Genomic DNA, 13,472 nt, shown 5'->3' with positions numbered 1-13,472 from the left:
AGCATCGCCAGTGAGCGAACAAGATAACGGCCTTAAACTGGCTGTGAACAACCTCGCCACTGAAATGAGGCGAGCGAATTACCTGACCGCCATCGGCATCGGTGGCGGGAACACGAAGCGACCGACGCTTTACCAGGAATTTGGCTACCCGCGCACGATCACCTTCAACGACTTCTACAACATGTACCGCCGCAACGCCGCTGGCTTCGCTGTGGTGCATCGTTTGCTGGATGGTTGCTGGCAGGATTACCCAATCATTGTGGACGGTGATGAAGCTCAGGAGGCGGAGAAAACAAACGCCTGGGAAAAGAAAGTCACCAAGTTCATGAAGAAGCTGTGGCCGAAGGTGAAGGATGCCGATCGCCGCAATATGGTTGGGCGTTACTCAGCGCTCCTGCTGCAGGTGAAAGACAATCGGAACTGGGATCAGGAAGTCGATACTGCTTTAGTAAAACGACTCGGCGAGTCAGCGCTGGTAAAACTTATCCCGGTATGGGAGCCGCAGTTAACTGTCGCCGAATGGGATAACGACCGTCAGTCAGAAACGTTCGGCCAGCCGAAGATGTTCAACTTCAACGAGCAGCCGGTTGGTGATGAGCCTTTTGTCGGTCCGATGCGCGGCGAACCGGTACACCCGAGCCGCGTCATCCTGTTCTGCGAAGGATCTGAAGACGACAACGTCCTGTCCGGCATCCCGCTGCTGGAGGCTGGTTTCAACAAAGGCCTCGATATCGAGAAGATTTCCGGCGGTGGCGCCGAGGGCTTCCTGAAGAACGCCAGCCGTCAGATCTCCGTCGAGTTCAGCAAAGAAACCGACATGAACACGCTGGCGGACCAGGCTAAACAGGCTGGCTATGCCGATCTTGGCGAAGCGATGGGTGACAAGGTCAATAAGCTGAACCGCGGCACCGATGCGGCCGCCGTGATGCAGGCCGGGCAGATGCGCGTTCTGAGCGTTACGCCCGGCGACCCGGGGCCGACCTGGGAGGTTACCGCGAACGAACTGGCCGCCTCCGTACAGATCCCGTTCACCATCCTGTTCGGTCAGCAGACCGGACGACTGGCGAGCGACGAGGACAAAACAGACTGGGCTATCCGACGTAACACGCGACGCAATGGCTTCCTGACAGACCGGATTACCGCGCTTCTGGAGCGATTCTGGACGCTGGGAATTATTGACCCACCTACTAAAGGCGAGGTCACTATCTCGTGGAGCGACCTGCTGGCTCCCGGCGAGAAAGAGAAGATCGAGAATGCTTCGAAACTCGCTGACATCGTGCAGAAAACCACGCCTTACTATGGTGGAGACGCACCGTTTACCGCAAATGAGCTGCGCGAGATTGTTGGGCTTGACCCACTGCCTGAGCCGAAAGAGCCACCGAAACCGGAAGAGAAGGTGACAACCGATGATCCACTGGCCGATGACACCAGAACAGACGGCAAAGGTGGGGCTGCCTATAGTTCCGCGCAGCAAGGTTGACCCTACCCGTTCGGCAGAGCAGGTAACCGCGATGTACCGGGATATCGAAGAGCGGTATCTCGGCATCAAGCGCGCGCTGAAAGCTCTGTTCGACCAGCGCCTTACCGGGCGAGAGCGAGAGGTAAACAGCCATAACTGGCATTTCCTGTGCCATGACCATGGCGAGGATATGCGGCTCTATCAGGTAAACGCCGGCAAGTTCATCTACGACATGTCGTCGCAGGAACTGGCTGACCTGCTGGAGGCGGTGCAGTCGATTCTCGACGATTACCTGCTGGAAGGTGGCGAGCAAAACCTCTGGGCGATGGATTATGTCGTCGCAGAAGCGCAGCGCGGCACGCTGGAGGCATTCAACAACCTCTCGCAGCAGTCGCAGGTGTACGCCAGCCAGACGACGCTGCAGCAGCTTTTAAGCAGTCCCGGTCACCTTAATCAGATAGCGGCGGCCAGGCTGACAACGTTCAGTGACTGGAAGGTCATCAGCGACACCGCCCGCGGAGACCTGACCAACATCATCACTGATGCGGTCGCGCGCGGCGTTAATCCTCGCAAGACGGCCAGCGTCATCAGCAAGCGCCTCGATGTGTCGATGTCGAAGGCCAAGACCATAGCACAGACTGAGCAGGTAGGCGCGCTGCGGCAGGCGCAATGGAACGAAACGGACTGGGCTGCTGACCGGCTGGGGCTGAATACCGGTCTGCTGTGGCTGTCAGCGCTCAAGCCTACGACGCGTACATGGCACGCCAGCCGTCATGGCAAGGTCTACACCACCGAAGAGGTGCGGGACTTCTACGCTGAAAACGGTAACCGATACAACTGCTATTGCAGCCAGATTCCGGTGCTACTCAACGACGACGGCAGCATCTTCAACGAAGGGCTGGCTGACAAGTTGGCGAAGGAACGCAAGCAGTGGAAGGTAAGTTCATGATATAACGAACATGAGCATTAACTAATAAGGAGAGCTCATGTTTTTCAATACTACTTTGTTTGTTGGTATCCCTTCAAACCAAACAGCAACCAATGCTGGCCCTGTGGGAGTTATCACAGCATTCAACTCACAAAACGGCGAAAATGAGAACATCATTTCCATCACCGCCAAAGGTGAGAATGAACAAGATACTAAGCTTCGTGCTCAATATCTCATAAAATTAAAAAACCAGACCATTTGGGTTTGGATTGGCGAGAAAGCAAACCCAATTGAAGGGACTTTGCTTGATGTTAAAATCCACTCTGATCTTTCGAATGGGGTGATGTCTGATAAAATTGAGGTTATTTTTAAGACTTCATTCTAAGCACAACTTTAATGTAAAGGTCGCCACGGCGGCCTTTTTTATTGCCTGAAATCCACCTATGAGGACCCAGCATGAAACGCAACCGCGTTAACGTGCTGACCGTCGTCAACTCCGCTTCAAACATCACCACTGAAACCATCGACGGCAAGCCACATATCGTGGTTCGCGGCATCACGCCTGTCGTGGACGATATCGTGATGAACCGGAAGTTGTACCCGGCAGCAGAAATCGAAAAGGCCTACAACACGCTTGAGCGTAACCCGATGCCGCTGGGCCATCCGAAAGTGGACGGCAAGCATGTATCGGCGCGCGATGTCCGGGCAGTGAATGAATACCACGTCGGGGCCTGGCTGCAGAACGTCAGCCACAAAGACGGGAAGGTGACGGGCGACATGTACGTTAACCGCCAGTACGCCGAGTCGAGCGACAAGGGCAAGCGCCTGATCAACCGCCTGGATGAAATGCTGGCCGGCACCAATTCCGACCCTATCCACATTTCCACCGGCCTGCTGTATTCCGGCATCGCTGCCAACGGCGAGTCGAAGGGCAAGAAGTACAACGAGATCGCCACCAACATGATGTTTGACCATGTGGCGGTGCTGCTCGATGAGCCTGGTGCCGGTACGCCGGAAGAGGGCGTGGGCATCTTCGTTAACTCAGAAGGTGATGAGCAACAGATTGAAGTTGCCCGCCTGGCTGACGGAATCGACTGCACCCGCGACGGGTTGCTCAACAAGACCAAATTTTTCTTCACCAATGCCTCCAACTTCTCTTTCGACGACATCTCCCGCGCTATCAGCGACAAGCTGCGCGAGGGCGACACGAAAGATAAGTGGCTTTGGCCTGAAACGGTGTGGCCGGACAGCTTCATCTACCGCAATGACACCAAATACCTGAAGCAGAAGTACCTCATCGATGACGACGGCAAGGCCGTGTTCGTCGGCGAACCTGTAGAAGTCGTGCGCAAACCCACTGAGTACGAGATTAAAACCAACGGAGAGAACGATCCGATGAAAGAACTGATTATCAATGCGCTGCAAGCCGCTGGTAAGCCGACTGAAGGCAAGTCCGACGCCGAGCTGATGGACGCATACAACCAGATGAAGGCCGAAGAGGCCACCGCCAAGAAAAAAGGCGATGAAGAAATCGACCCTGAAACCGGCAAGCCCAAGAAAAAAGAGCAGGCCACCAATAACGAAGAGATGCCAGCGTGGGCGCAGAAACTCGCCGATCGCGTGGATGTCGTTTTCAACAGCCTGAGCGCTAACGCCGACAAAGAGAAAGGCGAAAAGCGCGCCGCTGTGAAACTGGCGATGAACATGAGCGATGAAGAAGTCGCAGATCTGGACGGCAAGGCGCTCGATGCCATGTACGCCAAGTGCCAGACATCTTTCGGCCTGAACGGTGCATTCCGCCACCAGGCAACCAATACCCAATCAGTCAGCGAAATGCCGGAGTAAAAAATGGCTAAAGACGGAAAACACGTAATTCATGCGGGCGGTATCTTCGCAAATCCACAGCTTCACCGTGAAGGTGCTGCAGCCGCTGATACGCCTCCAGGTACGATTGGTTTCTTCGACAACACCACGAAGAAATTCACCGCCTCCGTGGATGGTAATGAAGCCGCGATCCTCTACGTAGCCAACTATGACTACCTGCGTTGCAAAACCGTAGACGACGTCATCAAGGCTGGCGACTGGGTTGTTGCTTTCCACCCAACCCCAGGCGTTTTCTTCAACGTTCCCGCTGCAGCAGGTACTTACACAAAAGGGCAGCCGCTCTCTGTGGCCAACGGTCGTGTTAAAGCTGTCGGTACTGATGAATCGGTCCGCTGCTTCGTAGAAGAAGACCGCTCATACACCATTGCAACGGCAGGTGACCTCCTGCGCGTGGTCATTAAATAAGGAGCACCTGAATGTTTGTATTTTCCACTAAGCAGGCGACCGAAACCGGGAACCTCGAAGCCAACATGGCTCAGTTCAATGAACTGACGTTCGCTCGTAATTCCAGCGCTCAGGCCGTGGCAGACTTTATTGCTCGTACCCGCGTTCGCGGTGAAGCGGCAAATGCCCCGGTACTGGATGCGGTAAACGCAGTCGACGATATCCGCCGTCTGTACAAGGCCTATGACCAGACTGTGCTGAAGCAGTTCGAGCCGAACACTGAGTTCACGCTGCTGAACGACCTGATGCCGCTGTCTCGCTCCGTTCGTCTTGAAGAGTCTGTGTACGAGTATGCTCGCACCGGCGGCCGTGGCTGGGCGCATACTTCCATGTCCGGTCAGATTGGTGCCGCGCTGGATGCGAAGTCTTACACCTTCGATGGCACCATGGTGCCGATCCACGACAGCGGCTTTAAGTTCAACTGGCGTGACCCGGTATTCAATAAAGGCTCCGCGCTCTCATCACTGGCTGATGCTCAGGCCGGATCTGTTGATGATGTGCGTCGCCAGTATGTCGACTACATCTGGGAAGGTTTCCGCGATGCGGCCGGTAACTACATCAAATTCGATGACAAGACCTGGAAGGGTTTACGTCACGATGAGCGTGTGGCGCAGGTGACACTGACCGTTAACTTCGCAACAAGCACCGACCCGAAAGCCATGCGTGCTGCGGCGATCGCCCTGCGTGACGTCCTCAAGCTGCAAAACATGCAGTACGGGCAGCAGACGTGGTACGTCTCCAGCGAAATCATGTCCAACTGGGAACAGTACTTCGATGTGAACTCTCTCCGCACAGTGCTGGAGGAGATCTCCAAACTGTCAGGCATCGAGGCAATCAAAGAAGATGCCGAGCTGACCGGAAACGAAATCGTAATCGTGCCGCTGCAGGCTGGCGTGATTGCTCCTATCGTCGGCCAGGCGTTCGGTACCGTCGCTGATCCGCGTCAGTTCTACAACTCAGATTACGTTTGGCGTACCTGGGGCGCTGCTGGCCTGATGGTCAAGCAGGACATCAACGGTCACTACTCTGTTATTCACGCTTCGAGCTAAGGAAACAACATGGCACTCGTAAAGGTATTGGTAGCAAACCTCTTTGCCGGTGCCAGCCTTCAAAAGCTGGAGGCTGGACAGGTTTATGATGTTGATGACTCGATCGCTGAAAAGTGGATTGAGCAGGGCAAGGTAGAGAAATCCACCGAGAAGAAGGGTGAAAAGCTCGTCTTTGAAGTGGCGACACCTTCTGTGCCTGTGGCATCCGGTGCATCCGATTTGCAGTCAAAACTCAATGATGCCCTTGAGCAGCTGAAGCATGCCCAGTCAGGCGCTGATGCAAAAGACAAAGAGCATGCTGATGCCATTGAGCAGCTGAAGCAGGCGCATGCTGCTGAGCTGGAATCGGCGAACAAACGCGCTGAAGAGGCAGAAAACGCACTGGCGGAAGCAATCAAGAAGGCGAAATAACCATGGCTGATCCAATCACAGCGGCAGACGTGCAGGCGTTCCTCGGTGAATTGGGTTACTCCATCCCGGGCGCGCTGCTGGATCCGATTCTCTGCGTGGTGAACAAGATTATCCCGTGCCTCGAGGGCGCGGGTTATGACGAGTGCACCGCTAAGCTGATCCTGATGTACGCGGCCGCGCTTATGGCTACGTCGTCCGGCGCGCGCCGCATCAAATCACAGGGTGCGCCGTCTGGCGCGTCCCGCTCGTTTGAATATGGTGACGACAGTATCACCTGGTTGCGCGACTCGCTGGCCCGTCTCGATACCAGCGGATGCACCGGTGAGTTGCCGATCAGCGCAGGTAATAGCGTCGGCCTGTTCATGGTTGTAGGAGGGTGTTGATGCTTGAAGCGAAACAAATTGTCGAACTGCTCAACCAGCTATTCACCACGGACCCTGTGGCTGCTGCTGGCCTGGTAAATCATCGAGTGGTATGCAACGACGCATTTCTCGAAAGCGATATTCCATTCGTCTGCTCTCAGTCTCGCGATGGCGTCATCACCATGGGTGTTGTCGGTTTTATGAATGCCATGACTAAGCCGGGAGCTGGGCGAGCCGCGACTGTGTATGACGATGACGGACAGCTTACCGGTTTCACAGTGGTAGGTGTATTGTCATGACGTACAAATCAGTTAAGCACGGCCTTCCGCGTGCGTTTACCCGCGTCTGGGTGATGACCGACACAGGGCGGGAGACTACCGGCTACGTTAAGTCGGACGGCGAGTGGCATATCAACTGCGAGCGCATCCGGGCGACTGGCGCGAAGGTGCTGCGCTGGAGGGATGGCTGATGTCATCGGTAGCGAACTGGAGCTATACAGCCACGGCGACCATCTGGCGAAAGCTGGAAGGCAATGACGAATACGGCGATCCGCTTGGCTATGCCGAGCCTCAGCAAATCCTCTGTGATTACGAGGGCGGGCTCAGTAAGAAGTTAGTCAGTTTGGGCGGTGAAATCGTCGTGAAAAATACCGTCTGGACGGAGTTCGCGCTGGCGGCCGCGGGGGATTACCTGCTGATTGGCGTCTCGACCGAAGCCGACCCGGTTGTAGCCGGTGCCGATGAGGTGCGGCAGGTTATCCGTTACGCCGACACGTTCGAGCGCCTCGCGGATGATTACGCCATCCTGACGGGAGTTTGATAAACCTGTGCAATAATGGCCCAAAACATTAAATGGAATGACAGGTGATGGGCTTTCAATTTTGGTTCACGGTGTGCGCAATTTTTCTGACATGCCCCTTTATGTTTGTTCAGTCGATAATCTTTTTGCGACGAGGTGTCTACACCAAAACCTTTAAGGGGACGATGCGGAAGGAGTATATCCGCAAAGACACTAAACCTATTGAATTCTGGTTCAGCGTTATTGCTCAAATGATGATGAGCGCTGCAGTGCTTGGATTAGGTTTCTGGTTTTTAGATGACCTACCTGTCTTTCATAGTTGGTACACAGAAATTCGCGCAATGCTCCCTTTTTGATTCATCATTAAATGATACTAAACCTCGCTCAGGCGGGGTTTTTTATTGCCTGGAGACAACCATGGGTATCAAAGTGAAGGGCATCAGCCGGGCGAAGAAGCACCTGAACGATGTCATCAACGACGTGAAGGGGCGCAAGGTAATTCGCGCATTGCAGTCGGCGATGATGCTTATCGGTACCCGTGCGGCCTATTACACCCCGATCGACACCTCTACGCTGATTAACAGCCAGTTCCGGGAGATCGACGCTGGCGGCGTTCTCATCACCGGGCGAATCGGCTACTCTGCCAACTATGCCGCGTACGTTCATGAGGCGTCAGGAAAGCTGAAAGGCCAGCCGCGCGCGCACTTTGGTACTACTCGTGCCGGGCAGCAGTTCGGCGGCGGGACCGGAACGGGCAACTACTGGGATCCGCACGGTGAACCGCAATTCCTGACCAAAGGCGCGATTGATGAGCGCGACAATGTCGACGCAGTGATGCGCAAGGAGCTTTCGCTATGACACCCATGATGCACGAGCGGGTGCGCAATATGTTCGGCGATGCCGGGCTAACGACAGGCTTCACGGTGCAGCAGTTGATGTACGACGACCCGGACGACCTGTCGAAGGCGATCATGGTATTCAGGCCAAATGGCGGGTCGAATATTCGAACTGACCTCGGATCTGAATATCACGTCCTGGTCGACGTCGTAGGCGCAAAAGATAAGCGCAAAGACGCACTCAATGCCGTGCAGCGCATCGTCGATTACGTCCAGGCCAACCCCATGGCTGACGAGTGCGTCGGCTACATCCAGAACATGGGCGCAATTCCCGCGCCGGTGCTCACAGAAGAAGGGCGAATAGTCTTCCGACTCCAGTTCGCCTGCACTTACGGCGAATAGCCATTCCCAACCAAATAACCCGCTTCGGCGGGTTTTCTTTTATACGTCAAAGAGGAGTTTCACATGGCTAATTGCCAGAACTCGAACGAGCGCCTGTTCGGCGGTGCGGTCGTGCTGGAAGTCGCCGATGGCTGCCCAGACGTCAAGCCACTCGAAGGTGAGTGGATGGCGCTGGCCGCTGGTACGTCGAAGGGCTTCGACTTCAACCCGAACTCGGTTACCTCTGATGCGGATGACGGCGGCGGCTATGTCGAGACCATCATCACCAACAGTGATTTCACCCTGAGCTTTGAGGGTGAAGTGCGCAAGAAGGACAAGCTGGATCAGTACGGTGTCGGCAAATTCATCAAGTATTTCGCTGACGAGCTGAAGGCCAAGCGCCAGCCTGGGATCTGGGTACGCATGGATTACGGTCCGGTCGAATTCGTCGGCTACATGAACATCACGGCGCTGAGCTCTGACGGCGGTACCAACGACATCGTCACTTTCTCCACCGAGTTCAAAGTCGGCGATGCAACCACCATTGAAGTGAACGAACTGATTGCTGTAGCAGTGACTGGCGTAACGGTAACTCCGGCGACCAGCACCGGTACGGCGGGCGGCACCAGCACCTTCACGGTGAATATCGCACCAACCGGCGCAACCAACAAAGACTTCACTGTAGCGACTACCGACGCGACCAAAGCAACGGCCACCGCCTCCGGCAACACCGTTACCGTGACGCGTGTTGCCACCGGCAGCGCGCAGATCATCATCAACACCGAAGATGGCAACTTTGTGGCCGTGCATACGGTTACCGTTACCTAACGGACATTCCAAAGGGCGGCGTGCTGCCCTTGATAATGACCGTTTACTGGAAGGCCTATGACCGCTTTAACCGATATTGGCGAACTCTCTATCAGCGACAGCCGAGAAGGCGGGATAGATTACCTGCTGCGACCTTCATTCGAGGCCATGACCAGGATCGGCACTCCGGAAGAGATTGTGCAGGCGTACGCCACCATCCACGGCAATGATTTCGCTCAGCTCATTGAGGTGTGCGCAGGCACGCTGGGGCGTTTTCCTGACTGGCTATCTCCATCATTCAACCGCGCTGCTGAGAAGCTGTTATCAACGAGCATGCTGGTGCTGCAGGCGTGCTGTGAAGAGGACCTGACGCCGATGATCGGAGAGTGGAAGGGTTGGCGGCATTGCGTCGTCTACCGACCCGGGCAAATGCCGAAGAACGACATCATCGTGCTGGCGCAGCACCTCATGCAGCACGGCGTCGTAGGCAAAGCTAAAGTTCGCCAGCTGCAGCGTCACGAAACAGGCGCCAGAACGAACGAATTTAAAGCCTTCGACTATATCAGTGCAGCGCGCAGTCACTTTGAAATGAACCGCGCCGAAGCCTCTCAGTTAACGATGACCGAATTCCAGATGCTGCTGGCCGCAAAATACCCGGACCAGAAAGGTTTCACTCGCGAAGAGTACGACGCTGTGGCAGATGCTTATCTTGCCCGAAGAGCTCAGAGGGCAAGACAAGTAACTCAATAGTAGTGAGGTTTGAAATCTATAGTCTTTTAGGTGGCAAGCTTTCCGCAAGATTATCATTAATTAACGAATCGCTTATTTCTTCATGTTGTTGAACTGATGTTAACATTCTATCTATTTTAACTATTAAATCTCTTACTATTGGGAAGTTTTTATCTTTTTTATCTACCTTCTTGAATTCTATTCTGGACTTAGAAAAGTCTTCGATTATTTGATCATAATCACCGCGCGAGAAACCAGCCCCATTGTTCTTGGTTAAGCTTATTCTATGTTCGATGTTCTTTAATTCATTAACTAAATTGTTAATCATGTTATGCCTCTCGTTGTATATCTTCTAACTTGAAATTGAAAACACTGATTACCACTCAAAATACTTTATAAAACATTCCATAAACAGGAAAGATAATTATCTGGAGAATGAAATGGCAGGTGAGAAGAACGCCGGTAGCATCGTTTATGAAATCAGCGCCGACGTTGAGCCGCTGCTGCAGGGTGGAAAGCAGGCCATTGATGCTCTGGACAAACTGGATGCTGCAGCCCAGCAGTCCGGAAAGGGGATGGACAACCTCGATCAGAGCGCGTCCCATACCGGGTCCGCGTTTACTGAACTGGCTGGTTATGCCAACTCCATGGACAACCAGCTTCGCAAGCTGAATACCAACGTTAGCGGCATCGCCCGCGCTATGGAAGAAGCACGCAGCGGTACCGGAGGCGCGAGCAGTGAATTCAGCCGTGCCGAATCCATCATCGAGGCGCTGGGTAACCAGCTGGCTGTGCTGGACGAAGCGCAGGAGAATGGCGCGCGTAGTGCCGCAGTCCTGGCTGCACAGTTGCGCGCAGGGTCGAAAGCGACAGACGAAGAAAAGCAAAAGATCGGCGAATTGACCGGGCGACTATTCGATATGAAAGGCGCTGCTGACACATCGATGGGCAGCAACAAGGGCTGGAAGTCCAGCATGCAGCAGGCCGGATATCAGGTTCAGGACTTCATCGTACAGGTGCAGGGTGGGCAGTCTGCGCTGGTGGCTTTCGCGCAGCAGGGATCACAGCTTGCTGGGGCGTTCGGGCCGGGCGGAGCTGTAGTTGGTGCGGTAATTGCGTTAAGCTCAGTTATCGCTGGCGTGCTGATTACTTCGCTGAATGGCGGTAAGAACGCCATGGATGCGCTAAAAGACGCAGCTGAAGCGATGGATAAGGTCATTACCGTCTCTCAGAATGGTGTAGCCGCCCTGTCAGATAAGTATGCCAACCTGGCAAGAACTAACGCAGAGGCAGCAACCATCCTGAGAAATCAGGCAATGATTGAATACAACGCTGCCATTGCGAAGATCCCTAAATCAATCAACGATGCGTCAAACTCTATTGTTGGCTTCACCGATAAGCTGAAAACGTCATTCGTAGGCGGTATCGCGTCGATTGACGAATTCAATAAAAACCTTTCGACCGTCGGCGTAACTGCAGACACCTATTCGAAAGCTATGGAGCAGGCAAGGAATGCAGGGGCGAAATTCACTGTCAATGCAAACGCCATTCAGAACACAGTAACAACGCTCGCAGATAAATTTGGCGTATCTGAGCAGCGCGCATTCGAGTTGAGCAAGCAACTCTCCGAGGTTGCGAAAAACCCAACGCCTGAAGCGCTCCAGAGACTGGTCCTTGAACTCCAGAGCACCGAAAGCTCGACTAAATCCGGTGCCGATGCAATCAGAACTTTCCTTGGGCCACTAACCGAACTCGTACGCGTTGCTGGTGAAGCACAGATCAATCTTTCTGGTATGAAAAAAGAGATCGACAACCTGACCTCCGGCCAGAAAAACCTGATCAAGCAGTCTGAGAGAAACCTTGCTCTGTCGAAACTACAGGGCGAGGCCCGCGCGCGGCTGCAGGCGCAATACGCCGCCGAAGATGCCGGGTTTGCGAAGGATGATCCGCACGCCAAGCAGATGGAAGATGATGCTGCCGCTACGTACAAAAATACGCAGGCGCAGAAGACGCTTCAGTCTGAGCAGAAGAAGGGAGCTTCCCAGGCTGATTCTATTGCCCAGAAGCTGGCGAACCTCAAACAGCAGTCAGAACTGGCGGCAGACTCAACGAACAAGCTGAGCCGAGAACAGGCCATTCTGGCTGCGCAGCAGTCGCTTGGGAAAGGCGCCACCAAAGAGCAAATAGCTCTGGCCGGTCAGTATGCGGCTAAAAAATGGGACACTGCCAACGCTATTAAGGCTGAAGCTGCAGCCCAGAAGCTTCTCCCTGAAGCGGCTGAGAACGCCAGTTACAAACAGGATGTTGAGGATCTGAATACGGCGCTGGCTGCGAAGAAAATCAGCCAGGAGCAGTATAACCAGACCTCAGAAAGACTGGCGGCAACGCACCAGGCTAACCTTGCGAAAATTCAGGCTCAACAAGCTGTAACGCCACAGCAGGAGGCTGTCGGCGGAGTTGACCCTGTCCAGCAACTGGCTAACGAGAACGCCAAGAAACTTGCGCTTATTCAGGCATACGAGCAGCAGGGACTGATAACTCACCAGAACGCCATGGCATTGCGTGCTGCAACTGACACGCAGTATGAGCAGGCGCGCATCGCTGCCCAGTGGGAGATTTTCCGCAACCAGAGTATGGGTAATGAGTTGCTGGCCGCGAGCTTTGACTCTCTCTCAGGCAATGCATCAAATGCCTTTACCGGCATTCTGACTGGAAGCATGTCGGCGCAGGAGGCTATGCAATCTCTCGCCAGCAACGCCCTGAATAGCCTGATAAACGGCTTCGTTCAGATGGGCGTCGACTGGGTTAAATCTGCTGTGATGGGTGCTGCGGCGCAAACCTCTGCGATTGCCACCACCACTGCGGCGCAAACTGCTGGTTTAGCGACAACTACTGCGGCAAGCACCGCGGCGGCAACTACCACGATGGCAGTCTGGACGCCGGCGGCAGCCGTTGCCTCAATCGGTTCTTTCGGTGGTGCCGCGGCGATCGGTATTGCGGCCCTGATTGCTGCTATGGCGATGGCTGGCGGGATTGCTGGGAAGCGCAAGAACGGCGGGCCGGTATCTGCGGGCCGTACGTATCAGGTAGGTGAGGGCGGAATGCCTGAAATCTACCAGGCGTCGAACGGCAGCCAGTACATGATCCCTGGCGACAACGGGAAGGTCATCAGCAACAAGCAGATGAATGCCGGTGCAGGCGGTAGTTCAGTGCCAGTCACTATCAACATTCAGAACTATACCGGTGCAACTGTCGACGCCCAGGCGACCCAGAACGGTAATGGCGTGACGATCGATATGATTGTTGCCGACATTAGCCAGGGTGGGCGCATCGGGCAGGCCATCCAGCAGAATCATCAGGCACCACGCAAAGCAAGGGGATAAC

Annotated in this window: 17 protein-coding genes; 16 read left to right on the top strand and 1 reads right to left on the bottom strand. The window is 54.6% G+C overall.

The window, feature by feature from the left end; translation table 11 throughout:
* The first annotated feature begins 10 nt into the window (after positions 1-10).
* From HB664_RS16350 to HB664_RS16280, 15 genes are all read left to right on the top strand, one after another.
* Positions 11-1,480: a DUF1073 domain-containing protein gene (locus tag HB664_RS16350; RefSeq protein ID WP_219939821.1), complete on the top strand. Its 1,470-nt coding sequence runs from the start codon at positions 11-13 to the stop codon at positions 1,478-1,480.
* Positions 1,407-2,408 carry a phage minor head protein gene (locus HB664_RS16345; RefSeq protein ID WP_219939820.1) on the top strand — a complete coding sequence of 334 codons (1,002 nt, stop codon included), beginning with the start codon at positions 1,407-1,409 and terminating at the stop codon, positions 2,406-2,408. Before HB664_RS16350 ends, HB664_RS16345 begins: the two co-directional genes overlap by 74 nt.
* 37 nt (positions 2,409-2,445) lie before the next feature.
* The gene (locus HB664_RS16340) at positions 2,446-2,772 is read left to right on the top strand and encodes a hypothetical protein (RefSeq protein WP_219939819.1); all 327 of its coding nucleotides are present in this window, start codon (positions 2,446-2,448) and stop codon (positions 2,770-2,772) included.
* A gap of 71 nt (positions 2,773-2,843) precedes the next feature.
* Positions 2,844-4,232 carry a DUF2213 domain-containing protein gene (locus HB664_RS16335; RefSeq protein ID WP_219939818.1) on the top strand — a complete coding sequence of 463 codons (1,389 nt, stop codon included), beginning with the start codon at positions 2,844-2,846 and terminating at the stop codon, positions 4,230-4,232.
* A 3-nt stretch (positions 4,233-4,235) separates the two neighbouring features.
* Positions 4,236-4,676 carry a hypothetical protein gene (locus tag HB664_RS16330; protein ID WP_219939817.1) on the top strand — a complete coding sequence of 147 codons (441 nt, stop codon included), beginning with the start codon at positions 4,236-4,238 and terminating at the stop codon, positions 4,674-4,676.
* Positions 4,677-4,687: 11 nt separating this feature from the next.
* A complete protein-coding gene (locus tag HB664_RS16325) occupies positions 4,688-5,764 on the top strand; it encodes a major capsid protein (protein WP_219939816.1) in 1,077 nt (358 codons plus the stop codon).
* Positions 5,765-5,773: 9 nt separating this feature from the next.
* Positions 5,774-6,175: a hypothetical protein gene (locus tag HB664_RS16320; RefSeq protein WP_219939815.1), complete on the top strand. Its 402-nt coding sequence runs from the start codon at positions 5,774-5,776 to the stop codon at positions 6,173-6,175.
* Positions 6,176-6,177: 2 nt separating this feature from the next.
* Positions 6,178-6,558 carry a hypothetical protein gene (locus tag HB664_RS16315; RefSeq protein ID WP_049047691.1) on the top strand — a complete coding sequence of 127 codons (381 nt, stop codon included), beginning with the start codon at positions 6,178-6,180 and terminating at the stop codon, positions 6,556-6,558.
* Complete coding sequence (locus tag HB664_RS16310) at positions 6,558-6,836, top strand: hypothetical protein (RefSeq protein WP_219939814.1); 279 nt, start codon at positions 6,558-6,560, stop codon at positions 6,834-6,836. The genes HB664_RS16315 and HB664_RS16310 overlap by 1 nt, the downstream gene beginning before the upstream one ends.
* The gene (locus HB664_RS16305; RefSeq protein ID WP_219939813.1) at positions 6,833-7,006 is read left to right on the top strand and encodes a hypothetical protein; all 174 of its coding nucleotides are present in this window, start codon (positions 6,833-6,835) and stop codon (positions 7,004-7,006) included. The genes HB664_RS16310 and HB664_RS16305 overlap by 4 nt, the downstream gene beginning before the upstream one ends.
* Positions 7,006-7,356 carry a hypothetical protein gene (locus HB664_RS16300; protein WP_219939812.1) on the top strand — a complete coding sequence of 117 codons (351 nt, stop codon included), beginning with the start codon at positions 7,006-7,008 and terminating at the stop codon, positions 7,354-7,356. Before HB664_RS16305 ends, HB664_RS16300 begins: the two co-directional genes overlap by 1 nt.
* Before the next feature lie 396 nt (positions 7,357-7,752).
* Entirely contained in the window at positions 7,753-8,193 is a 441-nt protein-coding gene (locus tag HB664_RS16295; RefSeq protein WP_219939811.1) for an HK97 gp10 family phage protein, read from the top strand.
* Positions 8,190-8,573: a hypothetical protein gene (locus HB664_RS16290; RefSeq protein WP_213388953.1), complete on the top strand. Its 384-nt coding sequence runs from the start codon at positions 8,190-8,192 to the stop codon at positions 8,571-8,573. The genes HB664_RS16295 and HB664_RS16290 overlap by 4 nt, the downstream gene beginning before the upstream one ends.
* A gap of 63 nt (positions 8,574-8,636) precedes the next feature.
* Positions 8,637-9,380 (top strand): Ig-like domain-containing protein, encoded by a 744-nt coding sequence (locus HB664_RS16285; protein WP_219939810.1) that lies wholly within the window; start codon positions 8,637-8,639, stop codon positions 9,378-9,380.
* A gap of 57 nt (positions 9,381-9,437) precedes the next feature.
* Positions 9,438-10,109, top strand: coding sequence for a DUF6246 family protein (locus HB664_RS16280; RefSeq protein ID WP_219939809.1), 672 nt, complete (start codon positions 9,438-9,440; stop codon positions 10,107-10,109).
* A 16-nt stretch (positions 10,110-10,125) separates the two neighbouring features.
* Here the strand turns inward: HB664_RS16280 and HB664_RS16275 are convergent, their stop codons facing one another.
* Positions 10,126-10,416: a hypothetical protein gene (locus HB664_RS16275; RefSeq protein ID WP_219939808.1), complete on the bottom strand. Its 291-nt coding sequence runs from the start codon at positions 10,414-10,416 to the stop codon at positions 10,126-10,128.
* Positions 10,417-10,528: 112 nt separating this feature from the next.
* On the opposite strand from HB664_RS16275, the gene HB664_RS16270 reads away from it, so the two are divergent.
* Positions 10,529-13,471, top strand: a complete 2,943-nt coding sequence (locus HB664_RS16270) for a tail protein (tape measure) (protein WP_219939807.1) — start codon at positions 10,529-10,531, stop codon at positions 13,469-13,471.
* Position 13,472 lies beyond the last annotated feature (1 nt).

Origin of the sequence: Enterobacter sp. DNB-S2 (assembly GCF_019443845.1) — a bacterium.
GTDB classification, from domain to species: Bacteria; Pseudomonadota; Gammaproteobacteria; order Enterobacterales; family Enterobacteriaceae; genus Enterobacter; species Enterobacter asburiae_B.
This window is presented reverse-complemented; position numbering and strand designations above follow the sequence as displayed.

Coding starts and splice junctions, on each gene's coding strand:
- HB664_RS16345 (WP_219939820.1), top strand. CDS start 1,407: ATGATCCACTGGCCGATGACACCAGAACAGACGGCAAAGGTGGGGCTG.
- HB664_RS16340 (WP_219939819.1), top strand. CDS start 2,446: ATGTTTTTCAATACTACTTTGTTTGTTGGTATCCCTTCAAACCAAACA.
- HB664_RS16335 (WP_219939818.1), top strand. CDS start 2,844: ATGAAACGCAACCGCGTTAACGTGCTGACCGTCGTCAACTCCGCTTCA.
- HB664_RS16330 (WP_219939817.1), top strand. CDS start 4,236: ATGGCTAAAGACGGAAAACACGTAATTCATGCGGGCGGTATCTTCGCA.
- HB664_RS16325 (WP_219939816.1), top strand. CDS start 4,688: ATGTTTGTATTTTCCACTAAGCAGGCGACCGAAACCGGGAACCTCGAA.
- HB664_RS16320 (WP_219939815.1), top strand. CDS start 5,774: ATGGCACTCGTAAAGGTATTGGTAGCAAACCTCTTTGCCGGTGCCAGC.
- HB664_RS16315 (WP_049047691.1), top strand. CDS start 6,178: ATGGCTGATCCAATCACAGCGGCAGACGTGCAGGCGTTCCTCGGTGAA.
- HB664_RS16310 (WP_219939814.1), top strand. CDS start 6,558: ATGCTTGAAGCGAAACAAATTGTCGAACTGCTCAACCAGCTATTCACC.
- HB664_RS16305 (WP_219939813.1), top strand. CDS start 6,833: ATGACGTACAAATCAGTTAAGCACGGCCTTCCGCGTGCGTTTACCCGC.
- HB664_RS16300 (WP_219939812.1), top strand. CDS start 7,006: ATGTCATCGGTAGCGAACTGGAGCTATACAGCCACGGCGACCATCTGG.
- HB664_RS16295 (WP_219939811.1), top strand. CDS start 7,753: ATGGGTATCAAAGTGAAGGGCATCAGCCGGGCGAAGAAGCACCTGAAC.
- HB664_RS16290 (WP_213388953.1), top strand. CDS start 8,190: ATGACACCCATGATGCACGAGCGGGTGCGCAATATGTTCGGCGATGCC.
- HB664_RS16285 (WP_219939810.1), top strand. CDS start 8,637: ATGGCTAATTGCCAGAACTCGAACGAGCGCCTGTTCGGCGGTGCGGTC.
- HB664_RS16280 (WP_219939809.1), top strand. CDS start 9,438: ATGACCGCTTTAACCGATATTGGCGAACTCTCTATCAGCGACAGCCGA.
- HB664_RS16275 (WP_219939808.1), bottom strand. CDS start 10,416: ATGATTAACAATTTAGTTAATGAATTAAAGAACATCGAACATAGAATA.
- HB664_RS16270 (WP_219939807.1), top strand. CDS start 10,529: ATGGCAGGTGAGAAGAACGCCGGTAGCATCGTTTATGAAATCAGCGCC.